Here is a 25404-nt window from a genome sequence, read left to right as displayed (position 1 = left end):
ATCGCTACTGATAAGTCGTCGCATCGCATCAACGGTGAAATTACTGCACCCGAGGTGCGTCTGGTCGGAATCGACAACGAACCGCTCGGCATCGTAAAACTCGCTGATGCTTTCCGCCTGTCGGAACAGCAGGACGTGGATCTGGTTGAAATCGCGCCGCAAGCGGTTCCGCCCGTCTGCCGCCTGATGGACTACGGCAAGTTCAAGTACCAGGAAGCGAAGAAGCAGCACGAGGCCAAGCTCAAGCAGAAGGTCATCCAGGTCAAGGAAGTCAAGTTCCGGCCGGGCACGGATGACGGTGACTACAACGTCAAGCTGCGCAATCTCGTCCGCTTCCTTGAAGATGGCGACAAGACGAAGATCACGTTGCGTTTCCGTGGCCGCGAAATGGCTCACCAGGAAATCGGCATGCGCATGCTCGAGCGTCTGCGCACCGATCTGGATGAAGTCGGTCAGGTCGAGCAGATGCCGAAGATGGAAGGCCGCCAGATGATCATGGTGCTGGCGCCGAAGAAAAAGAAGTAAGCAGACGTTCGCTGCGCATCTCAATGTGCGCAGCGCGTTTGTCGGAAAGTTTGAGTCGCGCGCCGTCGAAAGGCGGCGTGTGCAAGCAGGTTTCGGAATGCGCTCGCAGTTGTACAGCGCGCGCTCTTCCTGAAAAGCAGCGGCAAGCAGTTCAAGCCGTCTGCATACCAAGTGGAGTGGGTTTCAAAGGGCGGATGAGGGCTTTCTGAGCCAACCGCACACCCATGTCCATCAAATAATGGAGTTGTTGTCATGCCGAAGATGAAGACCAAGAAGAGCGCTGCAAAGCGCTTCGTGGTTCGTCCGGGCGGTACCGTCAAGCGCGGTCAAGCCTTCAAGCGCCACATTCTTACCAAGAAGACCACCAAGAACAAGCGTCACCTGCGCGGCGCCACGGCAGTTCATGATTCCGATCTGAACTCCGTACGCGCGATGCTGCCGTTCGCCTAACCCTTAACCGACACTCATAGGAGCGAAACATGCCTCGAGTCAAACGTGGGGTTACCGCACGGGCCCGCCACAAGAAGATCATCAACCTGGCCAAGGGTTACCGCGGCCGCCGCAATAACGTCTATCGCATCGCCAAGCAGGCGGTCATGCGCGCAGGCCAATACGCCTACCGCGATCGCCGCAACAAGAAGCGTGTGTTCCGCGCACTGTGGATCACGCGTATCAACGCGGCGGTGCGTCAGCACGACATGACGTACAGCGTGTTCATCAACGGCCTGAAGAAGGCGTCGATCGAACTCGACCGCAAGGTGCTGGCCGACATGGCTGTGTTCGACAAGGCTGCTTTTGCTGCGATCGTCAAGCAGGTGAAAGCCGCCGTTGCAGCCTGAGTGCGCTGTTAGCATCTAGTACTGCGTGGTTCGTTGCAGCGAACAGTCCGGTAGTCTCGGTGACGCTGCAACAAAAACGGGGCTCCTCACCGAGCCCCTTTTTTGTTGGTCGAGCCAGTTTTACTTCGATTGAATACTGACGTTGAAAAGATGGGATCAATGGATCTGGACCAGATTGTCGCCGACGCAAAAAGCGCCTTTGAACAAGCCTCCGACGTCACCACGCTCGAAAACGAGAAGGCTCGTTTTCTCGGCAAGTCGGGTGCCTTGACGGAACTGTTGAAGGGGCTCGGCAAGCTCGATCCCGAGACGCGCAAGACGGAAGGCGCGCGGATCAACATCGTCAAGCAGCAGGTCGAAGCCGCGCTGACGGCGCGCCGCCAGGCGCTTGCCGACGCGCTGCTGAACCAGCGTCTCGCCGCCGAAGCGATCGACGTCACCTTGCCCGGACGCGGCGCCGGTACGGGCAGTCTGCACCCCGTGATGCACACGTGGGAGCGCGTCGAGCAGATCTTCCGCACAATCGGTTTTGACGTGGCCGACGGCCCGGAGATCGAAACCGACTGGTACAACTTCACATCGCTGAACAGCCCGGAAAACCATCCGGCGCGTTCCATGCAGGACACGTTCTACGTCGACGGCAAGGACGCAGAAGGCCGTCCGCTGCTGCTTCGCACTCACACCAGCCCAATGCAGGTCCGCTACGCGCGCACCAACACGCCGCCTATCAAGGTGATCGTGCCCGGCCGCACGTACCGCGTGGACAGCGACGCGACGCATTCGCCAATGTTCAACCAGGTCGAAGGCCTGTGGATCGACGAGAACATCAGCTTTGCCGACCTGAAGGGCGTCTACACGGACTTCCTCAAGAAGTTCTTCGAGCGCGACGATATTCTCGTGCGCTTCCGTCCGTCGTACTTCCCGTTCACCGAGCCGTCAGCCGAGATCGACATGATGTTCGAGCATGGCAAGAACGCCGGTAAGTGGCTCGAAATTTCGGGCTCGGGCCAGGTTCACCCAACGGTGATCCGCAACATGGGCCTCGACCCCGAGCGCTATATCGGCTTTGCATTCGGCAGCGGCCTCGAGCGTCTGACGATGCTGCGTTACGGCGTTCAGGACCTGCGTCTGTTCTTTGAAAACGACCTGCGCTTCCTGCGCCAGTTCGCCTGAGGCGAGCGAACGCGTAGGGCGCGAGCCAACAGGCTTTAAGCACGCGACGAGAGCGGCACGGCATTCGGCAACCTGAGTGCCCCGCCGCAAACAGCGCCTCCGGCCTAATGCCAACGCATTAGCCGGATGCGGACACAACCTGTTTAGAACGTACAGAACCATGCAATTCCCGGAATCCTGGCTCAGAACCTTTGTCGATCCGCAACTGACCACGGAAGAGCTCTCGCACGCCCTGACGATGGCCGGTCTCGAAGTGGAAGACCTGCGTCCCGCAGCGCCGCCCACGTCGAAGATCGTGGTGGGCCGCGTGCTCGAAGTGGTCAAGCACCCGGACGCGGACAAGCTCAACGTGTGTCAGGTCGACGCCGGTACAGGCGCGACATTGAACATCGTGTGCGGCGCGCCGAACGTGGCGCCCGGCATCAAGGTGCCCGTCGCCTTGGTGGGCGCGCAACTGCCGCCCGCCGAAGAGGGCGGCGCGCCGTTCGAGATCAAGCTGTCGAAGCTGCGCGGCGTGCAGAGCGAAGGCATGCTGTGCTCGGCGCGTGAACTGAAGCTGTCCGAAGATCATAGCGGTCTGCTGATCCTGCCGGAAGATACGCCGATTGGCCAGGATATCCGAGAAACGCTGAATCTCGACGACACCGTGTTCGAAATCAAGCTGACGCCGAACAAGGCGGATTGCCTGTCGGTGTTTGGCGTCGCGCGCGAGACGGCCGCGATCACGGGCGCGCCGCTGCGTCCGCTCGAGATCAAGCCCGTCGAGGTCAAGCTCGACGAAAAGCTGCCCGTGAAGATTTCGGCGCCCGACCTGTGCGGCCGCTTCTCGGGCCGCGTGATCCGTGGCGTCAACGCGCGCGCAAAGTCGCCGGCGTGGATGGTCGAGCGCCTCGAACGTTCCGGTCAACGAAGCATCTCGGCACTGGTCGATATTTCGAACTATGTGATGCTCGAGCTCGGCCGTCCGTCGCACGTGTTCGATCTGGACAAGATTCACGGCAGCATGGACGTGCGCTGGGGCAAGCCGGGCGAGTCGCTGAAGCTGCTGAACGGCAACACCGTCGAAGTGGATGAAACGGTTGGCGTGATTGCCGACGATCACCACATCGAAAGCCTCGCGGGCATCATGGGCGGCGACAGCACGGCCGTCACGCTCGATACGACCCACATCTATCTCGAAGCCGCGTTCTGGTGGCCCGATAGCATTCGTGGCCGTTCGCGCCGTTATAACTTCTCGACGGACGCGGGCCATCGCTTCGAACGGGGCGTCGATTACTCGACGACGGTCGAGCATATCGAACGCATCACGCAGCTGATTCTCGACATCTGTGGTGGTGAGGCAGGTCCCGTCGACGACCAGATCGTCAACGTGCCGAAGCGTGCGCCCGTCAAGATGCGCGTCGCGCGCGCCAACCGCATCATCGGTGTGGCGATCAGCGGCGAGGAAATCGCGCAGATTTTCACGCGCCTCGGCCTGCCGTTCGAACGCGAAGGCGACGACTTCCTCGTGACGCCGCCGCCGTATCGCTTCGATATCGAAATCGAAGAGGACCTGATCGAAGAAGTCGCGCGCATCTACGGCTTCGAGAAGATTCCGGCGCGTCCGCCCGTGGCGCGCAGCGAGATGCGCCGCACGAACGAAACGCAGCGCTCCATTCACGCGTTGCGTCACGCACTCGCCGCGCGCGACTACGCGGAGACGGTGAACTTCAGTTTCGTCGATGCCGAATGGGAGCTGGATTTCGCGGGCAACGACAAGCCGGTAAAGCTGCTCAATCCGATCGCGAGCCAGTTGTCCGTCATGCGCACGACGCTGTTCGGTAGCCTGATCAACGTCCTACGCCACAACCTGAACCGTCGCGCGGAACGCATTCGCGTCTTCGAAGCGGGCCGCGTGTTCCTGCAGGACGCATCGGTGAAGGCGGGTGAACTGACGGTCGAAGGCTTTGCGCAGCCGAAAATGTTCGGCGCGCTCGCGTATGGTCCCGTCATCGAAGAGCAGTGGGGCGCGCAAACGCGTGCCGTAGACTTCTTCGACGTGAAGGGCGATCTCGAAGCATTGCTGGCGCCTGCCGTCGCGCGCTTCGTGAAGGCTAAACATCCGGCGCTGCATCCGGGGCGCAGCGCGCGTATCGAGCTCGATGGCCGTGCGGTCGGCTGGATCGGCGAACTGCATCCGCGCTGGATGCAGAAGTACGACCTGCCGCATGCGCCGATCCTGTTCGAAGTCGAAGCAGAGGCGCTGATGCAGCGCGCGCTGCCGACGCCGACGGAAGTGTCGAAATTCCCGCCCGTGCGGCGCGATATCGCGATCGTCGTCGATCAGAAAATCGAAGTTCAGGCGCTCTTCGACGAGATGCAAAAGGCGCTTTCGGACGAGGCTTGCAAGACCATTCAAAGGGTTGCGCTTTTCGACGAATTTCGTGCAAAATCAAATACTTCCGGCGGGCTGGCAGCGCACGAGAAAAGCCTTGCGTTCCGTGTAACCTTGCAAGATACTGGTGGCACCCTTCAGGATGAAACGGTCGATCTGGCCATTCAGACTCTGGTGGATCGTCTTGCTCGAGTATATGGCGCCCGGTTGCGCGGATAACTGATAACGGCTGTTCCGCAAGTTCCGTTCTGGTTGACGCGCCATTTGACAGATATGAATGAAATGAACTCGAGTGATTTCGAAGCCCTTCTTACGGCGCAGCGTAGCGCCATGATCCGCGATATCCCTACCTCAACCGCCAGCGCGTCGGGCGAAGCGCCGACGCTCACCAAGGCTGAGCTTGCCGAGCTGCTGTTCGACAATGTCGGGCTCAACAAGCGGGAAGCGAAGGACATGGTCGAAGCGTTCTTCGAGGTGATTCGCGACGCATTGGAGAGTGGCGACAGCGTCAAGCTGTCCGGCTTCGGCAACTTCCAGTTGCGCGACAAGCCACAGCGTCCGGGCAGAAATCCGAAAACGGGCGAGGCGATTCCTATCGCCGCGCGCCGCGTCGTGACGTTCCACGCAAGTCAAAAGCTGAAGGCGCTGGTCGAGAACGGCGCTGAAGAAAGCTTCGCGCGCTGACCGATTCGCGCGCCCGCGCAACCACTACGACGGTCATCCGACCGCTAACTGACGATGACAGCGACGATCGAAAAAGTCGTCTTGCCTCCGATTCCCGCGAAGCGCTACTTCACGATCGGTGAAGTCAGCGAACTATGCGGTGTGAAGCCGCATGTGTTGCGGTATTGGGAGCAGGAGTTCACGCAGTTGCGTCCGGTGAAGCGCAGGGGCAATCGCCGGTACTACCAGCATCACGAGGTGCTGCTGATCCGGCGGATCCGCGAATTGCTCTACGAGCAGGGCTTCACGATCAACGGTGCGCGCAACCGGCTCGATTCACATGGCGCCGGTCAAGCGGCGGAAGGTGAGGGGGAAGTGGTCGAAGGTACGGTTGTGCAACCGGCCGCGACTACGGCGACGGTCGATGTCGATCAGTTGCGCAAGGAGTTGCTGCAAGTGATTGACCTGCTTGGGCATTGAACGATTTAGTTGTATCAAGTTTGGTTGTTGCAGTTCTATTCGCGCGAAGGGTCTGTTATACTTTCATGCTTTCGGGGCGTAGCGCAGCCTGGTAGCGTACCTGCATGGGGTGCAGGTGGTCGGAGGTTCAAATCCTCTCGCCCCGACCAGAAAGACAAAAAGGACTTACGGTGTCATGCCGTAAGTCCTTTTTTCTTTTGCGCGACGGTTGTGTGTGCGCCCCGGATGCACATCGAACTGCATCGTCATCCTGATTAATCGATTTCCAGCGGGCACAACGCAGTCGCCGATCGCAGCACCAACTCACTTCTGCGCCAGAAACGCACCCAACGCTGCGCCAAGTTCGTCGTCGGTGACGGCCGGCGAGATTCTGAACGTGAAAATATCGCCCCATTGCAGCATCCACGCGGCCATTGGCCCCGTGCTGTCGGACTCGATGATCGCGCATCCGCTCAATTCGCCGATCGCATGCCAGCGTCCAAGCATCTTGATGCCATCGGGTGGCAGGGCGCCGCCCGTTTTCATGAAGCGCTCGACGGCCGATGGCTGTGCTGTCGGCAGCCCGTTCCACTGAACAATGAACTTCATTGCGCACCTCCACTTCAGTCGCGGCGATGCCGGCCAGTGGCGAGCCGTCACCGTGACGGGCGCTGCGGATTGCGGCGCTCGGGAGCCTGCACCGCATGCAGATTCATCCTACAGAATCCACAATCCTATGCCGCCACCTCGGCGTTTCAAAGAATGATAGGCACCCCGCATCGAACTTCCAGCGGCGAGTACGGAGCATTCTGGCGGGTTGTGTGCCCCTTGCCGCATCCCGGCCAGCGAGCGCAATCGCTTTAAGTTTCCGTTAAGCCTGCGCTCATACATTGTTCGAGCGTTCGGACGATGCATGAGGTGCTGCGAGGAGTCGTCCGACGCTTCGTGGTCCGCCGGGGGGCGAACCAGACGAAGACCGTCGTCGATGCGCATTCGACCGCCGCAAGGTGACAGATGGCGTGTGGTAAGCGGCCGCGCGGCCTTCGCCCGAAGGCTGTGGGGGACGGCCATTCGAACCCGGTGTTCCACCGGGTTTTTCTTTTGCGTTGCGTGTCGACACGTGACGCGAGCGACGGGAGTCTGCGGCAGGATTGACTCGATTCCGCGCTGAACTGCACGAAGTTCGCCGCGTCACACACTGGCCAATTGGCTTACGCCGTTCGCAGCGTTATCGTCGTGCAATCGGCGTGCAAAACTGTATAAACATACAGTATAGTATCCACCTATCCGGCGCGGCGGCCTCCCGCTATTTCGGCTCCACGCGCGGCAAGAAACTCGCCGCACGAGCACGCGGGCCCGACCGGCCTGCCATCATGCCCCGGCCAACTCATTCAGACGGACAGGCAAATTGTCATCTAACGGAACGATCCGAATTCGCGGCGCACGCCAGCACAACCTGAAGAACGTCGACCTCGACCTTCACACGGGCGAAATGACCGTCGTGACGGGGCCATCGGGCTCGGGCAAGTCGAGTCTCGTGTTCGACACGCTGTATGCCGAGGGGCAGCGGCGCTACGTCGAAACGTTCAGCGCATACGCCCGGCAGTTTCTCGACCGGATGGACCGGCCGCAAGTCGACCGCGTCGACGGTGTGCCGCCCGCCATCGCCATCGACCAGACCAATCCGGTGCGCAGTTCCCGCTCGACCGTCGGCACGATGACGGAGCTGAACGATCATCTGAAGCTGCTTTACGCGCGCGCGGCGGAACTGTTCGACCGCAAGACCGCACAGCCGGTCCGGCACGACTCGCCGGAGACGATCTATGCCGACCTGGACGCCCGCACGGCCGCTGACGATGCACGCATCGTCGTGACATTTCCGGTCGAGCTGCCGGAATCGACGAGCGAGGCGGAAGTCGAGCAATGGCTTTCCGCGAGCGGCTATACGCGTGTTCAGGCGCAGCGCGAAGTCGCGTCGCCCACGGGCATGCGCAAGGTGCTCGATGTCGTGGCCGACCGTTTTCGCCTGCATCAGGTCGAGAAAGCGCGGGTCGTCGAGGCGATCGAGGCGTCGCTCAAGCGCGGCGGCGGGCGCGTGAATGTCTATGTGCTGCCGCAGGCGCAAGAGGGCGAAGAAGCCGAGCCGCAGATCTGGCGCTTCTCCACTGGGCTGCACAACCCGGACAGCGATCTTCGCTATGCCGATCCGCAGCCCGCGTTGTTCTCGTTTAATTCGGCCTATGGCGCGTGCGATACATGTCGAGGCTTCGGACGGGTGATCGGCGTCGATCTCGGCCTCGTGATTCCGGACGAGCGCAAGACGCTGCGTGGTGGCGCAATCAAGCCGATGCAGACGCCCGCGTGGAAAGAGTGCCAGGACGACCTGATGCGCTACGCGGCGAAGGCCAATATTCGCCGCGACACACGCTGGTCCGAGCTCACGGAAGCCGAGCGTGACTGGGTCATCAACGGCTCGCCGGACTGGGACGGCGAGTGGCAGAAACAGTGGTATGGGGTGAAGCGCTTCTTCGGCTATCTGGAGTCGAAGGCGTACAAGATGCATATTCGCGTGCTGCTGTCGAAGTATCGTAGCTACACGCCGTGCGAGACCTGCGGCGGCGCGCGCCTGAAGACAGAATCGCTGCTGTGGCGGCTCGGTTCGAAACAGAATGCCGACGAGGTGCTGGAGCCGGCGCAGCGTTTCATGCCGCGCGGCGTCGACTGGAACCGTGCGCAGCTGGAAGCACTGGCGGGGCTGACGGTGCACGATCTGATGCTGCTGCCCATCGAGCGCATCCGGCGCTTCTTCGACGAGATCACGTTGCCGAGCGCGCTGCTGGACGACGCGTTGAAGCTGTTGCTCGCCGAAGTGCGCACGCGCCTCAAGTATCTGTGTGACGTCGGCCTCGGCTACCTCACGCTCGACCGCCAGAGCCGCACGCTGTCCGGCGGCGAAGTGCAGCGGATCAACCTGACCACCGCGCTCGGCACATCGCTGACCAAGACACTGTTCGTGCTCGACGAGCCAAGCATCGGCCTGCATCCGCGCGACCTGAACAGGATCGTCGAAGCGATGCAGCGCTTGCGCGATGCGGGAAACACGCTCGTCGTCGTCGAACACGATCCGTCCGTGATGCTCGCCGCCGATCGTCTGATCGACATGGGCCCCGGGCCAGGCGAGCGCGGCGGCACGATCATCTACGACGGCGCGCCGGACAAGATCCGTTCGGCGGGCACGCTGACGGGCGAGTATCTGGGCGGACGCAAGCATGTCGCGGATGCGGCGCACTGGGAGCGCCGGCCGGTCGACGCAAGCACGCCGCGTATCGTGCTCGAAGGCGCACGCCAGCACAATCTGCGCGATGTGACGGTCGACATTCCGTTGCAACGTCTCGTGTGCGTAACGGGCGTTTCGGGCTCCGGCAAGTCCACGCTAATCCAGGATGTGCTGTACCCGGCGCTGGCGCGGCAGCTCGGCAAGGCGACGGAATCGCCGGGCGCGCACCGCAGTCTGACGGGCGTCGAGCAGATCAGTGACGCGATATTCGTCGACCAGTCGCCGATCGGCAAAACCACGCGCTCGAATCCCGCTAGCTACGTCGGCGCATTCGACGAAATCCGCAAGCTGTTCGCGAAGGCGCCGCTCGCGCTGCAACGCGGCTATGGCGCGGGCGTATTCAGCTTCAACTCGGGCGACGGTCGGTGCCCCACCTGCGGCGGCTCCGGCTTCGAACATATCGAAATGCAGTTCCTGAGCGACGTCTATTTGCGTTGTCCGGACTGTGACGGCAGTCGTTACCGGCCCGAAGTGCTCGAGGTGAAGATCGAGCGGGCAGGTCGCGCACTGAGCATTGCTGACGTGCTGGAACTGACCGTGCACGAGGCGGTCACCCTGTTCGCCGCGGATGGCGAAGTGCTGCGTGTGCTGCAGCCCATCGTCGATGTCGGTCTCGAATACGTGAAGCTGGGCCAGCCCGTGCCGACGCTGTCGGGTGGCGAGGCACAGCGTCTGAAGCTCGCGGGCTTCCTCGCAGAAACCGCCCAGGCGAAGACGGCGCGCAGCGCGAAGCAGGCGCCGGCGGCGCGCCTCTTCATGTTCGACGAGCCGACCACCGGTCTTCACTTCGACGACATCGCCAAGCTGATGCAGGCGTTCGGCAAGTTGCTGGCGGGCGGTCATTCGTTGATCGTGATCGAGCACAATCTGGACGTGATCCGTGCGGCTGACTGGCTGATCGATCTCGGCCCCGAGGGCGGCGACGCCGGCGGCCTCGTCGTATGCGCGGGCACGCCAGAAGAAGTCAAGCAATGCACGGATTCGCACACAGGTGAAGCGCTCGTCCAATACGACCGCGCAATGGGGCTCGCAATCGAGCCGACCGAGGCGGCCGAGAAGGCGGAAGCCGCTGCGCATGGCATGCCGCTCCAGACGGCGCTGAACGCGGCGCGCGCGCGGCGCGCGGTGGAAGGCGAGGATGTCGTGCGCATCGTCAACGCGCGCGAGCACAACCTGAAATCACTCGACGTCGATATTCCGCACGGGAAGTTCAACGTGATCACGGGTGTCTCCGGTTCGGGCAAGTCGACGCTCGCCTTCGACATTCTGTTCCATGAAGGGCAACGCCGGTATCTGGAATCGCTGAACGCGTATGCGCGCTCTATCGTGCAGCCCGCCGGCCGTCCTGAAGTCGATGCTGTGTATGGCATCCCGCCCACTGTCGCGATCGAGCAGCGCTTGTCGCGTGGTGGACGCAAGAGCACGGTCGCGACGACATCGGAGGTATGGCACTTTCTGCGTCTGCTGTATGTGAAGCTCGGCATCCAGCATTGCATTCACGACGGCGCGCCCGTCACGTCGCAAAGCGTCGAGTCGATCGTTGCGCAATTGTTGCGCGATCACAAAGGCGATCATGTCGGACTGCTTGCGCCACTCGTCGTGAACCGCAAAGGCGTTTATACCGACCTCGCAAAGTGGGCGAAGGCGCGGGGCAACTCGCACTTGCGTGTCGATGGCGAATTCGTGCCCGTCGATCCGTGGCCGAAGCTCGATCGTTTCCGCGAGCATACGATCGAACTGCCTGTGGGCGACATCGTCGTGTCGGCGGACAAGGAAACCGAACTGCGCCGCCTGCTCGATGCAACGCTCGAAGCGGGCAAGGGCGTGATCCATCTGCTTGCGCCGCTCGACGGCCTCGAACACGCGATGACCCGCAACGGGCCGACCGCGCATGTCGGCGAAGTGAAGGTGCTGTCGGTCAAGCGCGCGTGTCCTGTGTGCGGCACCAGTTATCCCGAACTGGATCCGCGCATGTTCTCGTACAACAGCAAGCACGGGTGGTGCACGACCTGCGTCGGCACGGGTCTCTCGCTGACCCGCGAACAGCGCGCCGCCTATGACGATACCGTTCTCGTCGACGACAACCGTGGCCGCGAACAGACCTTGCCGTCGGACGAGCAGGAACCGGAAGGCGTCGTCGACGAGCCGTGTCCGGATTGTCACGGCACGCGTCTGAATCCGTCCGCTCGCGCTGTGTCGTTCAGCGAAACGTCTATCGTCGATGTCGCGCAGTGGACCGTATCGGATACACGACGCTGGATCGATGAACTCGAACTGACCGGGCGCGATGCGGAAATCGCACGCGACGTGATCAGTGAAATCGGCAGCCGCCTGCAGTTCCTCGAGGAAGTGGGCCTCGGTTATCTGAGCCTCGACCGGGCAGCGCCGAGCCTGTCGGGCGGCGAAGCGCAACGCATCCGTCTCGCGGCGCAGCTTGGCAGCAATCTGCAGGGCGTCTGCTATGTGCTCGACGAGCCGACCATCGGTTTGCATCCGCGCGACAACCAGATTCTGCTGAACGCGCTGCGCAAGCTCGGCGACAAGGGCAATACGCTGGTCGTCGTCGAGCATGACGAAGACACCATACGCCGCGCCGATCACATCATCGATATTGGTCCGGGCGCGGGCAAGCGCGGCGGCACGCTGGTCGCGCAGGGACGCGTCGACGATCTCTCTGCACAGTCGAGTTCGCTGACAGGTCAGTTTCTTGCGCAGCCGATCCTGCATCCGTTGCAAGCGCGGCGTCCCGTTTCGCTCGCAACGAAGCGCGCGCCCGCCGTGCCGGAAAAGTGGCTCACCGTGCATGGCGCAACGCTGCATAATCTGCGCGACGTGACCGTCGGCATTCCGCTCGGGCGTCTGGTCGCCGTGACGGGTGTGAGCGGGTCGGGCAAGTCGACGCTCGCGCGCGACGTGCTGATGACGAATCTGCTCGATGCCGTCGGCCGGTCGGTGCTGTCGTCGCCCGCCGTGCGCCGCGCGCGCAAGGCCGCGCAAACGGAAGCGGCGCCCGCCGCGAACCGTCGTTCGAGCGTGCTCGCACGCAGCGCGCCCCGGCCGTCGCTGAACGTTTCGCACGCGTGGCAGGGCTGCGAATCGGTTAGCGGCTTCGAGTCGATCGACCGCGTGCTCGAAGTCGATCAGACGCCGATTGGCAAGACGCCGCGCTCGTGTCCGGCCACGTACATCGGCGTATGGGACACCATCAGACGTCTGTTCGCCGACACGCTCGAAGCGAGGGCGCGCGGCTACACAGCATCGCGTTTCTCGTTCAACACAGGCGACGGCCGTTGCCCGACGTGCGAAGGACAAGGCGTACGCACGATCGGCATGAGCTTCCTGCCCGACGTCAAGGTGCCGTGCGACGTGTGCCATGGTCAACGCTTCAATCCGGAAACGCTTGCGGTGACATGGCGCGGCAAGAATATCGGCGACGTGCTGACGATGGAAATCGACGAAGCCGTCGACTTCTTCGCGTCGATGTCGAACATCGCCCATCCGCTGCAGCTGATGAAGGACGTCGGCCTTGGCTACCTGACGCTCGGCCAGCCGTCGCCTACGCTGTCGGGCGGTGAGGCGCAGCGCATCAAGTTGGTCACCGAGCTGAGCAAAGTGCGCGATGACATCACACGCCGCGGACAAAAGGCGCCGCACACGCTGTACGTGCTCGACGAGCCGACTGTCGGCCTGCATATGGCCGACGTTGCGAAGCTGATTCGCGTGCTGCACCGGCTCGCTGACGCGGGGCACAGCGTGGTGGTGATCGAACACGACCTCGATGTGATCGCCGAAGCGGACTGGATCATCGATCTCGGACCCGAGGGGGGCGTGGGTGGCGGTTCGATCGTGGCTTCGACAGATCCCGAAGGCCTGGTGCGCGTCGCGGCGAGCCATACCGGGCGGGCGCTGGAGCCGGTGCTCGCAAGGTCGGCAGGCGAATCTGGCGAGACCGCAGCGGGGGCGCGCGTGAGTGTAGGGTGAGCGGCACGGCAGCGGTACGGCATCGTTGACCGCGGGTCAGGGGAGACCGTCGAGCGCTCTCCCGTAGTCCTGACACGCTGACGTACCGCTTGCGCCTGGTCCTGCGCGCGAGGCGATCGCTCGAAACCGGGTGCGGCGGAGACAGGTCTCTGACAGGTTGCCGCAACGACTGCCGCACCGGGATCAGGCCATCGGGTAATCGACAAACGGGCCGATGCGATTGGGGATGGAGCGAATGCGCGGTCGAGCCTGCACAGACCTGGCTACGGTGCGTCCGCGAGCTCCGTCCGCGAGCACTGTCCGTTCAACAGCAAGCAAAGCGCACTCAACCGGTCTATATTTGTCCCTGTTTTCCGACTCAAGCTCACAAGGACCTTTCATGCCTGACCCATCCGTTTTCCCGATCGCGAAGAAGTGGCCCGCTGCGCATCCCGAGCGCATCCAGCTGTACTCGCTGCCGACGCCCAACGGCGTCAAGGTGTCGATCATGCTGGAAGAAACCGGTCTCGCGTATGAACCGCATCTGGTGCGCTTCGATACGAACGATCAGCTGTCGCCGGAATTCATGTCGCTCAATCCGAACAACAAGATTCCCGCGATCATCGATCCGAACGGGCCCGATGGCGAGCCGCTGCCGCTCTTCGAGTCGGGCGCGATCCTGATCTATCTCGCGGACAAGACGGGGCAACTGATGTCGCAGCGCGCGTCGGTTCGCTACGAGACGATTCAATGGGTGATGTTCCAGATGGGAGGGATCGGACCGATGTTCGGTCAGGTTGGCTTCTTCCACAAATTCGCGGGCAAGGACTACGAGGACAAGCGTCCGCGTGAGCGCTACGTCAACGAGTCGAAGCGGTTGCTCAGCGTGTTGAACGAGCGCCTCGCGACGCGCAAGTGGATCATGGGCGACGACTACACGATTGCCGATATCGCGACCTTCCCGTGGGTGCGCAATCTGGTCGGCTTCTACGAAGCTTCCGACCTTGTCGGCTTTGACGACTTCCCGCATGTGAAGCGCGCGCTCGACGCATTTCTGGCGCGTCCCGCTGTTGCACGAGGGTTGGAGATTCCGAAGCGCGCGTAACGGCCGCCAATAAAAAACCCGTGCCGTCTGCACGACGGCACGGGCGTTCACCTGGTAAGCCGCTTACTGTCCGCCCAGCGCCGGGTCGCTCATGCTCGGCTTGCCCGTCTCGACGTGACCTGCAAAACGCCTCGTGAACGACGCGTCGCTATCGACGGTGATCGTCAGGTCGTACCAGCCGTACACGTGACGCAGATCGAGATTCACCGTGTCGCTGTCGCCGCCGCGTACCGTGTGCGTGAGCGGCTTGCCCGAGTCGTACGCATTGACGATCTTGAACTGGCAGCGCGTGTTGCCGTCGTTCTTCAGACGCAACTGCAGATTGCCGTTCGCCACGTCGTAGCCCTCCGCGACTTCCGGGTTCGCGCGATCGTGGCTATTCCAGACATGCCGTGCGACCTGCTTGCCGGCAAAGCGCCGCAGGAAGCCATTCGGCCCGTGCACCGTGAAATCGTACGAACCATCCGCCTTCACGGGCAACTGATCGACGAGACGCTTGCCCGCTTCGACCGTGTATGTGCGGGGCGCATCGGCGCTCAGCGCTTCGAACACGAGGAAGTTCGCGCCAGCGTCGCCTGTGTTGACGAAGCGCATCGAGAGCTTGCCGCTACTGTCGTCATTGATGCGGACGAACAGCTCATACGGCACTGCACGCGCCGGACGCACGCCGGGCTCCTGCTTCGGCACGGAGCCGACGGCAGGCGGCAGCGGCACGTAGTCGGGGTGACGGTTTTGATCCTGCGGCTTGTACGACGCGGTGGACGGCAGCGTCGGGAATGCATCGTTCGGATTCTTGAAGTTGAACGCCGACGTCAGATCGCCGCACACCGTGCGACGCCACGGCGTGATGTTCGACTCCGACAGCTTGTGCCCATGACCGAAACGCGCTTCGATGAACTGGATTACGGACGTGTGATCGAACACCTCCGAACACACCCAACCGCCTTTCGACCACGGCGATACGACCAGCATCGGCACACGCGGTCCGAGGCCATAGGGACCGGCCGCGTATTTGCCGTTGTTGCCGCCGGGATAGATTTCGTGGGTGGTGTCGACGGTTGAAAGGCCATTCGCACTCGACATCGGCGCAAACGGCGGCGACATGTGATCGAAGAAGCCGTCGTTTTCGTCATAGTTGATGAGCAGCGCGGTCTTGCTCCACACCTCGGGGTTCGAAGTGAGAATCTGCAGCACCTGATCGACGTACCACGCGCCGTAGTTCGCGGGCCAGTTCGGATGCTCGGAGTAGGCTTCCGGCGCGACGATCCACGACACCTGCGGCAACTGGTTGCTCTGCACGTCCTTGCGCAGAACGTCGAAATACGTGCCGCCCGCTGACACGTTGGTGCCCGTGCGCGCCTTTTCGTACAGCGGATTGCCTGGCTGCGCGTTGCGATACTGGTTGAAGTAGAGCAGCGAGTTGTCGCCGTAGTTGCCGATGTACGGATTGTCCGTCCAGCCCCACGATCCGTTTGCATCCAGGCCCGTGCCGATGTCCTGATAGATCTTCCATGAAATGCCCGCTGTTTCCAGAACTTCGGGATACGTCGACCAGCCGTAGCCCAGTTCCGAGTTGTCCACGACAGGGCCGCCGCCCGAGCCGTCGTTTCCGACCCAGCCCGTCCACATGTAGTAACGGTTCGGGTCGGTCGCGCCCATCAACGAGCAGTGGTAAGCGTCGCAGATGGTGAACGAGTCGGCCAGCTGATAGTGGAACGGGATGTCGTCGCGCGTGAGGTACGCCATCGTCGTCGTGCCCTTGTTCGGCACCCACTGATCGTTGCGGCCGCCGTTCCATGCGCCGTGCGTCGTCGGCCAGTCATGGGGCAGGTCTTGCAGGAACTGCAGGCCGAGATTCGGCGCCGCCGGACGGAACGGCAGCACTTCGCCGGCGCCGCCCGCCAGCGGCTGATGCCATACCGGTTTGCCGTTCGGCAGGTTGATCGCGCGCGTGTCGCCGAAGCCGCGCACGCCGCGCAGCGTGCCGAAGTAATGATCGAACGAGCGGTTCTCCTGCATCAGCACAACGATGTGCTCGATATCGCGGATGCTGCCCGTCTTGTTGTTCGCGGGAATCGCGAGCGCATTGCGAATGCCGAGGGGGAGCATCGTCAATGCGGTGGCGGAGCCGGCTGCCTGAGCGGCGGCTCGCAGAAAATCACGGCGGTTTTTTGAGGTCATGTTGCCTTTGATCCTGAGGGAAGAAACGGTAAGGGAGGGCATCCATGCGGGGGCAGGGAGCCCGAGCGGGCAGAACTCAATCGACGGTGTGAATCACGGGTGGTGCGAGAACGACGGAATCGGCTGCGCTGGCGCCGCCGGGAAATGCGGTTTGTGCCTGCGCGGCAGGGGATTGCGGTGCTTGAAGCGTGGTGACGGCGGCCGACGTGGATGACGTGGGTGTGGCGTTGAACGTCGTCGCGAGGGCGGGTTGTTGCGGGCGTTGTGCAGGTTGCGGCGGGTTCTGTGCTTGCGATGCCGGCATTGAGGCGTCGTCGCTGCACGCCGTGACGGCGGTCGATGCAGCGATGACGACGAGCATCCAATGCAATCGCTTGCGTTGCGGGCTATGTGCAGTTTTGTGCAGAGCGGGCATCGTCATCCTCCGGCGCCATGCTGAGAGACGCGTAAAGATAGCCATCGTGTGTGTAGCTATTGTGAAGCGTGAGGCGACGAAAGAAATGCCGGGGGAGCGCAGAAAAAAAATGCCGGGGAGCGCAGAAGGAAATGCAGAAAGATGCGTGTAAGGGTACGTGACAGCGCACGTATGCATCGAAGTGCAGCGGAATGCGCTGCATTCGATGCAGTGCGCATTCCCTGTGGCGGTTCAATGACTTGGGTGCGTTATCGGCAGGTTGTCCACAAGGTTGGTCACGGATTCTGTGGAGAACCTCGCGGGGTCTTTGCACGCGGAACATGCGTGCGCGATTGACGCGAGGTGGATGCAGCGCGTGAAATCCGAATTGCGTCAATAACTTGAGCAGATCCTGCCCAGGTTACCCACAGGCTTGTCAACGGATTCTGTGGAGAACTCCGCAGTGATGCGACGGCTACCCGATGCGACGAAAAGGAAAGGCTTGCTGTCGTGCGAAGCCATCCGGAACATAATCGCCAACAACGCCGTATTTCTCCCGGAAGCGGCGGCCTGCCTTGACGGCTGTGCCAAAAACATGGAGCGAGCCACTTTGACCGTTTGGATGCGGAATCCTTGACGCGCGAACGGTCGCGCATCCTATACCGGTCGGCCAGGACGCGCGAGGGCGCGAATGTGAAGTTTGGTGCAAAGTCAACGGCTGGGTGGTGAAGTGGCCATCGTTCCTTCAGGACCGCGTGCCGATCGGTTCGCGGACTGGCTCGCCGATTCAAGCTTGCGCAGCGCCGTCCTGCTTCTTGATGAAATCCACGATCGCGTCGTTGAGTGCTTGCGGCGCATCGCGATGTGGCGAGTGCCCGCAGTTGTCGAGCCTGGCCAGTTGAGCATGTGGAGCGCGCTGCGCGATCGTTTCGATCTGCACCATCGTGCCGTAATGATCGTCGTATCCCTGCACGGCCAGCAGCGGGCAGCGAATGCATTCGAGTTCATCGACGATGCTCCACGAGCGGAACGCCTCGCTCAGCCATACGTCGTTCCAGCCATAGAAGGCCGAATCGACGTCGTCGTGGTGACGGGCCAGCTTGCTGCGCAGGTCGGACTGCTCGTACGCCGTCTTCGCCTCTGCAATGCTCGCCACGGAGACGTCCTCGACCAGAACATGCGGTGCGACCACAACGGCACCCGCCAGTTCATCGGGAAAAGCGGCAGCATAAAGCAGCGTGATCGACCCGCCGTCGCTGTGTCCGATCACCCACATGCGTTTTCTTTCCTCAGCGCTCACATCGAGTGCATCGAGCAAAGCGGGCAGGATGTCGCGCGCCTGCACCGACATGAAATCGACGGGTAGTTTGACGTGGTGTGGACGCGGTGTCGAGCGCCCATAACCCGGTCGCGAATACAGGAGGCCGCGCATGCCGAGCCTGTCGCACACGCTCTGCGGCCAGTCCTTCCACATCGCAACGGAGCCGAGTCCCTCGTGCAGGAACACAGCGAGCGGCGCATCGGCCAGATGTGCGTTGAGCCAGCGGTATTCGATATCCAGCGCACCGCGTTGCGCGGTCGCACGCAACGAGACGGACGCGCCAGGGGCGTCTTCGCGTAAGGTCGTGAGAGTTTCGGCCATTCCGTTCATCAGCTGTTGAGCCGTTCCCGCAGTTTGAAGCGTTGAATCTTACCTGTTGCCGTCTTCGGCAGATCGTCGACGAAGACGATGTCGCGCGGATACTTGTGCGGCGCGAGCTTATCCTTGACGAACGACTTGAGTTCATCCGCGAGTGCCTGGCATGCGTCGGCATGTCGTTTCAGCACGACGAATGCACGCGTTTTCACGAGGCCGCCATGATCGACTCCGACGACGGCGGCCTCGAGCACGGCACTATGTTGCACGAGGACCATTTCCACTTCGACGGGCGACACATACTGGCCGCTCACTTTCAGCATGTCATCGCTGCGGCCCGCATACTGATAGCAGCCGTTCGGCAGGCGGCAGTACTTGTCGCCGCTGCGGATCCATTCGCCGAGAAAGGTCGCGCGGGACTTCTCGCGGTTGCTCCAGTACATCAGCGCGGCGCTCGGCCCCTTGATGAAGAGATCGCCGACTTCACCGTCGGGCACAGGCTGGCCCGCCTCGTCGCGTAACTCCACTTCATATCCCGGTACGGGGCGGCCAGTTGTTCCGTACTCGACTGCGCCTGGGCGGTTCGATAGAAAGATATGCAGCATCTCTGTCGAACCGATGCCGTCGAGAATCTCGCAGCCGAAGTGCGCAGTGAAGCGCTCGCCGATCTCGCGCGGCAACGCTTCGCCCGCCGATGCGCAGACGCGCATCGCGACCTGCTCGCGCGGCGGCAGATTCGGCGATACGAGCATGCTCGCGTACAGCGTCGGTACGCCGTAGAAGATCGTTGGCCGATGCTCGACGAGCCGCCTGAAAATGGCATCGGGTGTCGGACGCTCCGCCATCAGCACGGCCGACGCGCCGACCGAGAGGGGAAACGTCAGTGCATTGCCGAGGCCATAGGCGAAGAAAAGCTTGGCGGCTGAGAACACCACGTCGCGTTCGCTGATGCCGAGAATCGGCTTCGCATAGAGCTCTGCAGTCCAGTACAGGTTTGCATGCGTGTGCACCGTGCCTTTCGGTTTGCCGGTTGAACCGGATGAATACAGCCAGAATGCAATATCGTCTCCGCTACATGCATTGGGTTTCATCGACGGCGCGGCACCGTCGATCAACTGGCCAAGAACATATGTTGGCGGCGGATCGACCTGCACCGGCTGCGACACGATCAACAGACAGCCGTCGTGTTCCGCCTCGCTCATCGCTTTTTCGACGTTCGGTAGCAACGCGCCCGATGCGATCACGGCTCGCGCGTGGCTATGTGTGAGCATGTACAGATAATCGGCGGAAGTCAGCAGCGTGTTCGCGACCACGGGCACGACGCCCGCATAAAGCGCGCCGAGAAACGCGACGGGCAATTCAGCCGTGTCGAGCATCACGAGCAGAATGCGCTCTTCGGAATGCACGCCGAGCGAGCGCAGTGCACCAGCGAAGCGGCGCGCGCGGTCTTCTAGCTGCGCGTAGGTGGTGACGCCGGCGTCGTCGATATAGGCGGGCTTGTCGGGTCGCACGTCGTTGAGGCGGAACAGGTGCGACGCGAAGTTGAACTGCGCGGGCGGCGCTTCGACGGTTGGCGCGGGCTCGCCCGGGTGCGATTCCAGCAAGGCTTGCATGTTTCCTCCGGCGAGTTGAAGCGGAGTGCGTGGGAACGGTAATGGGGACGCGAAAGGGCATGAAGTCGCTTCAGGCAGCGCTCGCGCCCTGCGTGAATTCGATTGCACCTTGCGGCAGCAGGTACAGCACGAGCGCCTGACCGTGCGCGACCGTCGGCCGATGTGCGCTGCCGGGCCCATATACGCACCAGCCAGCCGGATGACCGTCGAAGGTCGCACCGTCGCTGAGCGGCATGATCAGATCGATCTCGCCGTGTGGGTGTACGTGATGCGGACCCGCCATGTCCTGCATGTCGACGACGTCGACTGAAAAACCGTGCGTCTCGGGTGTGGGCTTGATCACCCGGCCGAAGCGGATGCCGCCATGCTCGCGATTGCACAACCAGCCTTCGGCGACACCCGCGCGGCAGGCATCGGCGAGTTCGCCGTAAGTGGCGCTGCCCGCGGGCCAGGTCGCGTTGAGCCACCCGGCCAGCGACGCGTCGAGCGGGCGGCCGTCCAGTTGTGCGGTCACGCCCGCAATCAGACGCCGAAAATCCTGAGGGGACATGCTTGCCTCCTGTCGACCCGAACCAGCCCGAACCAGCCCGAACCAGCGTATGGAGCGAAGCCGACGCTTTCGTGCTTGCCTGCCCGCGCCTTGCTCAGGTCTCACGCTCAGGTCTCACGCAAGATGATTTTGCTGCCGGTCGACACGCACCTTAGTTCATGTGCTGTGCCGCCGACCGTCTCCGATTTTGCCTATGCCATCCGGTAGAGGGCTTCCGGCGTTGTTATTGCATCGATATGCGGCGAAAATTAACCGTTCACCTTGAGCATGTCAAGCACTATAGTACATATACCTAGTCGATGAGGCTTTGCGACATGAACCAAACTTACTCCGCCGCTTCGGCGAACGCGCCTTCAAACCAGCGCGCAGACGACGAGGCGCCGAAAGCCGAGCGCGAAGAGCGCGATCCGTTCCTGACCGCGATGGGCGAGCGCGTGCGCCTGCTGCGCGCGCGCCGCGGCATGACGCGCAAGACGCTGGCAGCCGAAACCGGCTTGTCCGAGCGGCATCTCGCGAATCTCGAGTCGGGTGTCGGCAACGCGTCGGTGCTGGTGCTGCGGCAAATCGCGGCCACGCTGAACTGTCCGCTCGCCGAAGTGATCGGCGATGAAACCACGTCTTCCGCCGAATGGCTGCTGATCCGCGAACTGCTGCATGGGCGAGATCAGGCCGCGCTGCAACGCGCGCGCGTCGCATTGTCGGAGATGTTCGCGCAGGCGCCGCGCGACCCGCATCGCAAGGACCGTATCGCGCTGATCGGCTTGCGCGGCGCGGGGAAATCGACGCTCGGCCGCATGCTGGCGCAGGAGCGCAAGGTGCCGTTCATTGAAATTACGAAGGTGATCCAGCAGATGGCGGGCTGCCCGCCGGCAGAAATCCATTCGCTGTACGGCGCGAGCGCGTACCGCCGCTACGAGCAGCGTGCGCTCGAGGCAGTGATCGGCGAGCATGAGCGCGCCGTGATCGCCTCGCCGGGCGGGCTGGTGTCGGAGCCCGCCACCTTCAATGCGCTGCTCGCGCACTGCTTCACAGTGTGGCTGCAGGCCACGCCGGAAGAGCACATGCGCCGCGTCGTCGCGCAAGGCGACTTGCGGCCGATGTCGGGCAACAAGGAGGCGATGGAGGACCTGAAGCGCATCCTCGCTGGCCGGAGTGAACTGTACGGCCGCGCCGACATGACCTTCGATACCAGCGAACGCACGCTGGCCGACGCCTATCTGCAACTGCGCGACCGCCTCGCCGCGCGTCTTGCCGCTGAACTGGGCGATGAAACCTGATGCATGTGTCGAAATCTGGCCGGCGAAGATCGGGGTAGGGGATAACCCGAAAACATGAAGTAAAGTGCTTTACTTGGCTGTGACGGTGCACTATTGTTCGTTCAAACAATTTGCATTCGTCTCAGGAGACGCCCCATGTCCGCCGCCATGTTCCCGTCAGAGACCGCCGCCGTGCGAGTCGACTACCGCACCGATCCCTCGCACTACAAGCACTGGAAGCTCTCGTTCGATGGTCCGGTGGCCACGCTCGGTATCGATATCGCCGAAGACGGCGGCATCCGCGACGGCTACAAACTGAAGCTGAATTCATACGACCTGGGCGTCGATATCGAGCTGCACGATGCACTCCAGCGCATCCGCTTCGAGCATCCGGAAGTGCGGACGGTCGTCCTCACCAGCCTGAAGGACCGCGTGTTCTGCTCGGGCGCCAACATCTTCATGCTCGGCCTGTCGTCGCATGCATGGAAGGTCAACTTCTGTAAGTTCACCAACGAGACCCGCAACGGTGTCGAAGACTCGTCGCGTCACTCGGGCCTGAAGTTTCTTGCAGCCGTCAACGGTGCATGTGCAGGCGGCGGATATGAACTGGCACTCGCGTGCGATGAAATCTATCTGGTCGACGACCGTTCGTCGTCGGTGGCGCTGCCGGAAGTGCCCTTGCTCGGCGTGCTGCCGGGGACGGGCGGCCTCACGCGCGTCACCGACAAACGCAAGGTGCGGCACGATCGCGCCGACATTTTCTGCACCGTAGTCGAAGGTATTCGCGGCGCGCGCGCGAAGGAGTGGCGTCTCGTCGATGAAGTCGTGAAGCCGAACCAGTTCGAGCAGGCGATCGCTGCACGTGCATTGGAACTCGCGCAGCAAAGCGATCGTCCAGCCGATGCGCAAGGCGTGGCGCTGACACGCATCGAACGCACGGATCGAGACGACGGCCTCACGTATGCGACGCTCGACGTGACCATCGACCGGGCGAAGCGCACAGCCACTTTCACGGCCAAAGCGCCCGCGACTGAGCAACCGGCGAACATCGACGCCATCGTCGCGATGGGCGCGAACTGGTGGCCGCTGCAATTCGCGCGAGAACTCGACGACGCGATCCTGTCGATGCGTACGAACGAACTCGATATCGGCACGTGGATTCTGAAGACCCAAGGCGATCCACACGCGGTGCTCGACGTCGACGCCACGCTGCTGCAGCACAAGGACCAATGGCTGGTGCGCGAGACGATTGGCCTGTTGCGCCGCACGCTCGCACGCATCGATGTGTCGTCGCGTTCGCTGTTTGCGCTGATCGAGCCGGGTTCGTGCTTTGCGGGCACGTTCGCCGAGTTCGCGTTCGCTGCCGACCGCACCTACATGGCCGCGCTGCCCGCGAACGAAGACGAAGAGCCGGCTATCACGCTGTCGGAAGTCAATTTCGGTTTGTATCCGATGATCACGCAGCAGTCGCGGCTCGCGCGGCGCTTCTACGAAGAGACGGAACCGCTCGATGCCGCGCGCGCGAAGATCGGCCAGCCTGTGAGAGCCGTGGAAGCGGAGCGTCTGGGTCTCGTCACGGCATCGCCGGATGACATCGACTGGGCCGACGAAATCCGCATCGCGCTCGAAGAACGCGCGGCGATGTCGCCGGATGCGCTGACGGGCATGGAAGCGAATCTGCGTTTCAACGGCCGCGAGACGATGGAGACGCGCATTTTCGGCCGTCTGACGGCGTGGCAGAACTGGATTTTCAACCGGCCGAACGCGGTGGGCGAGAAGGGCGCGCTCAAGGTGTACGGCAAGGGCAGCAAGGCGCAATTCGACGTATCGCGCGTGTAGGCCCACGCGTGTAGGCCCACATCACGCCTGCATCACACCATCGCACCGCGCTCAAGGAACCGACATGTCCACGATCAATTACACCGACAAGATTCCGAACAACGTCAACCTCGCCGACGACCGCACGCTGCAACGCGCTCTCGAACAATGGCAGCCGAACTTCCTGTCATGGTGGGGTGACATGGGCCCCGACGGCTCGCATGATTTCGATGTCTATCTGCGCACGGCGACCAGCGTCGATCCCGGCGGCTGGGCGCATTTCGACTATGTGAAAATGCCCGACTATCGCTGGGGCATTTTTCTCGCGCCTGGTGATCAGGATCGCAAGATCAACTTCGGCGAGCACAAGGGCGAAGCGGCGTGGCAGGACGTGCCCGGCGAGCATCGCGCGAATCTGCGCCGCATCATCGTCACGCAAGGCGATACGGAGCCTGCTTCCGTCGAACAGCAGCGTCACCTCGGTCTGACGGCGCCGTCGATGTACGACCTGCGCAATCTCTTTCAGGTGAACGTCGAAGAAGGCCGGCATCTGTGGGCGATGGTGTATCTGCTGCATCGCCATTTCGGCCGCGACGGGCGCGAGGAAGCGGAAGCGCTGCTGGGCCGCCGCTCGGGTGACGACGACAACCCGCGCATTCTCGGCGCGTTCAACGAGAAAACGCCCGACTGGCTCGCGTTCTACATGTTCACGTACTTCACGGACCGCGACGGCAAGTTCCAGTTGAGCGCGCTCGCCGAATCCGGCTTCGATCCCCTCGCGCGCACCACCAGGTTCATGCTGACGGAAGAAGCGCATCACATGTTCGTCGGCGAATCGGGCGTGTCGCGTGTCGTGCAGCGCACCGCGCAGGTGATGAACGAACTGAAGACGGACGACGCAAGCAGGATTCGCGCAGCGGGCGTGATCGATCTGCCCACCATCCAGCGCTATCTGAACTTCCACTACTCGGTGACGATCGACCTGTTCGGCGCGGATCATTCGTCGAATGCCGCGACGTTCTACAGCTCGGGCCTCAAGGGCCGCTACGAGGAAACGAAGCGCGACGACGATCATCAACTGAACGGCCAGAGCTACAAGCTGCTCGACGTCGCGGACGGCAAGCTGGTCGAGCGCGAGGTGCCGATGCTCAACGCCATGAACGAAGTGCTGCGCGACGACTACATCAAGGATTCCGTGGCGGGTGTCGGACGCTGGAACAAGGTGCTCGAGAAGGCCGGTATCGATTTTCGCCTGACTGTGCCGCACAAGGCGTTCAACCGGCAGATCGGCACGTTTGCGGGCACGCGCGTGTCGCCCGATGGCCGCGTGATCAGCGAAACCGAATGGGCCGCGAACGAAGCGACATGGCTGCCGGGTGCGGAAGATCGCGCGTTCGTCGCCTCGCTGATGGGGCGCGTCGTCGAGGCCGGCAAGTTTGCGAACTGGATCGCGCCGCCCGCGATGGGCATCAATCGCCAGCCCGTCGACTTCGAATACGTGCGCTTCAACTGAACGCAACG

The 25404-nt window shown here is 62.5% G+C and carries 18 protein-coding genes, 1 tRNA gene and 1 pseudogene; 13 read left to right on the top strand and 7 right to left on the bottom strand.

The genetic code is table 11. The features are described 5' to 3' along the window. The 8 genes from infC (at position 1) to KFO72_RS15620 (ending at position 6203) form a co-directional block, all read left to right on the top strand. On the top strand, positions 1 to 525 hold the full coding sequence (gene infC / locus KFO72_RS15655; RefSeq protein WP_079482295.1) for a translation initiation factor IF-3: 525 nt from the start codon (positions 1 to 3) through the stop codon (positions 523 to 525). A gap of 252 nt (positions 526 to 777) precedes the next feature. Then, a complete protein-coding gene (gene rpmI, locus KFO72_RS15650; RefSeq protein ID WP_004191477.1) occupies positions 778 to 975 on the top strand; it encodes a 50S ribosomal protein L35 in 198 nt (65 codons plus the stop codon). Positions 976 to 1004: 29 nt separating this feature from the next. Beyond that, positions 1005 to 1364: a 50S ribosomal protein L20 gene (rplT, locus tag KFO72_RS15645; RefSeq protein WP_004192938.1), complete on the top strand. Its 360-nt coding sequence runs from the start codon at positions 1005 to 1007 to the stop codon at positions 1362 to 1364. A gap of 159 nt (positions 1365 to 1523) precedes the next feature. Next, positions 1524 to 2537, top strand: coding sequence for a phenylalanine--tRNA ligase subunit alpha (gene pheS, locus KFO72_RS15640; protein WP_035990407.1), 1014 nt, complete (start codon positions 1524 to 1526; stop codon positions 2535 to 2537). A gap of 160 nt (positions 2538 to 2697) precedes the next feature. After that, positions 2698 to 5130, top strand: coding sequence for a phenylalanine--tRNA ligase subunit beta (gene pheT, locus KFO72_RS15635; protein WP_225032509.1), 2433 nt, complete (start codon positions 2698 to 2700; stop codon positions 5128 to 5130). 54 nt (positions 5131 to 5184) lie between these two features. Continuing rightward, positions 5185 to 5595 (top strand): integration host factor subunit alpha, encoded by a 411-nt coding sequence (locus KFO72_RS15630; RefSeq protein ID WP_007585478.1) that lies wholly within the window; start codon positions 5185 to 5187, stop codon positions 5593 to 5595. Between the two features lie 54 nt (positions 5596 to 5649). Beyond that, positions 5650 to 6054 carry a MerR family transcriptional regulator gene (locus tag KFO72_RS15625; protein ID WP_035990413.1) on the top strand — a complete coding sequence of 135 codons (405 nt, stop codon included), beginning with the start codon at positions 5650 to 5652 and terminating at the stop codon, positions 6052 to 6054. Between the two features lie 72 nt (positions 6055 to 6126). Further along, positions 6127 to 6203 (top strand) — tRNA-Pro (locus tag KFO72_RS15620). Between the two features lie 154 nt (positions 6204 to 6357). On the opposite strand, the gene KFO72_RS15615 is transcribed toward KFO72_RS15620, so the two are convergent. After that, positions 6358 to 6642 carry a DUF3303 domain-containing protein gene (locus KFO72_RS15615; protein ID WP_225032508.1) on the bottom strand — a complete coding sequence of 95 codons (285 nt, stop codon included), beginning with the start codon at positions 6640 to 6642 and terminating at the stop codon, positions 6358 to 6360. Positions 6643 to 7441: 799 nt separating this feature from the next. Here KFO72_RS15615 and uvrA point away from each other — a divergent pair. Together uvrA and KFO72_RS15605 are read left to right on the top strand one after the other, a co-directional pair. Beyond that, complete coding sequence (gene uvrA / locus KFO72_RS15610; RefSeq protein WP_225032507.1) at positions 7442 to 13351, top strand: excinuclease ABC subunit UvrA; 5910 nt, start codon at positions 7442 to 7444, stop codon at positions 13349 to 13351. A 379-nt stretch (positions 13352 to 13730) separates the two neighbouring features. Continuing rightward, positions 13731 to 14435, top strand: a complete 705-nt coding sequence (locus KFO72_RS15605) for a glutathione binding-like protein (protein WP_054934297.1) — start codon at positions 13731 to 13733, stop codon at positions 14433 to 14435. Between the two features lie 63 nt (positions 14436 to 14498). Here KFO72_RS15605 and KFO72_RS15600 read toward each other — a convergent pair whose 3' ends face one another. The 6 genes and pseudogenes from KFO72_RS15600 to KFO72_RS15575 form a co-directional block, all read right to left on the bottom strand. Beyond that, the gene (locus KFO72_RS15600; RefSeq protein WP_225032506.1) at positions 14499 to 16616 is read right to left on the bottom strand and encodes a phosphocholine-specific phospholipase C; all 2118 of its coding nucleotides are present in this window, start codon (positions 16614 to 16616) and stop codon (positions 14499 to 14501) included. Positions 16617 to 16692: 76 nt separating this feature from the next. Continuing rightward, on the bottom strand, positions 16693 to 17031 hold the full coding sequence (locus KFO72_RS15595) for a hypothetical protein (protein ID WP_225032505.1): 339 nt from the start codon (positions 17029 to 17031) through the stop codon (positions 16693 to 16695). A gap of 454 nt (positions 17032 to 17485) precedes the next feature. Beyond that, a pseudogene (locus KFO72_RS15590) lies at positions 17486 to 17608 on the bottom strand (sterol desaturase family protein); the annotation flags it as partial. Between the two features lie 189 nt (positions 17609 to 17797). Further along, positions 17798 to 18652 (bottom strand): alpha/beta fold hydrolase, encoded by an 855-nt coding sequence (locus KFO72_RS15585; protein ID WP_225032504.1) that lies wholly within the window; start codon positions 18650 to 18652, stop codon positions 17798 to 17800. A gap of 8 nt (positions 18653 to 18660) precedes the next feature. Then, positions 18661 to 20259 carry a benzoate-CoA ligase family protein gene (locus KFO72_RS15580; protein ID WP_225032503.1) on the bottom strand — a complete coding sequence of 533 codons (1599 nt, stop codon included), beginning with the start codon at positions 20257 to 20259 and terminating at the stop codon, positions 18661 to 18663. 70 nt (positions 20260 to 20329) lie between these two features. After that, positions 20330 to 20809, bottom strand: a complete 480-nt coding sequence (locus KFO72_RS15575; RefSeq protein WP_224100928.1) for a DUF4863 family protein — start codon at positions 20807 to 20809, stop codon at positions 20330 to 20332. A gap of 314 nt (positions 20810 to 21123) precedes the next feature. Here KFO72_RS15575 and KFO72_RS15570 point away from each other — a divergent pair, with 314 nt between their 5' ends. From KFO72_RS15570 to boxB, 3 genes are all read left to right on the top strand, one after another. Beyond that, on the top strand, positions 21124 to 22086 hold the full coding sequence (locus tag KFO72_RS15570) for a helix-turn-helix transcriptional regulator (protein WP_054934302.1): 963 nt from the start codon (positions 21124 to 21126) through the stop codon (positions 22084 to 22086). Positions 22087 to 22233: 147 nt separating this feature from the next. Then, positions 22234 to 23904 carry a 2,3-epoxybenzoyl-CoA dihydrolase gene (gene boxC, locus KFO72_RS15565; RefSeq protein WP_224100938.1) on the top strand — a complete coding sequence of 557 codons (1671 nt, stop codon included), beginning with the start codon at positions 22234 to 22236 and terminating at the stop codon, positions 23902 to 23904. A gap of 64 nt (positions 23905 to 23968) precedes the next feature. Continuing rightward, positions 23969 to 25396 (top strand): benzoyl-CoA 2,3-epoxidase subunit BoxB, encoded by a 1428-nt coding sequence (gene boxB / locus KFO72_RS15560; RefSeq protein ID WP_060601509.1) that lies wholly within the window; start codon positions 23969 to 23971, stop codon positions 25394 to 25396. Positions 25397 to 25404: the final 8 nt, after the last annotated feature.

Source organism: Paraburkholderia sp. XV (assembly GCF_020177535.1).
In the GTDB taxonomy this organism is placed as follows: domain Bacteria; phylum Pseudomonadota; class Gammaproteobacteria; order Burkholderiales; family Burkholderiaceae; genus Paraburkholderia; species Paraburkholderia caribensis.
Note: the sequence above shows the minus strand (reverse complement) of the source record. Positions and strands in the feature narration are given on the sequence as shown.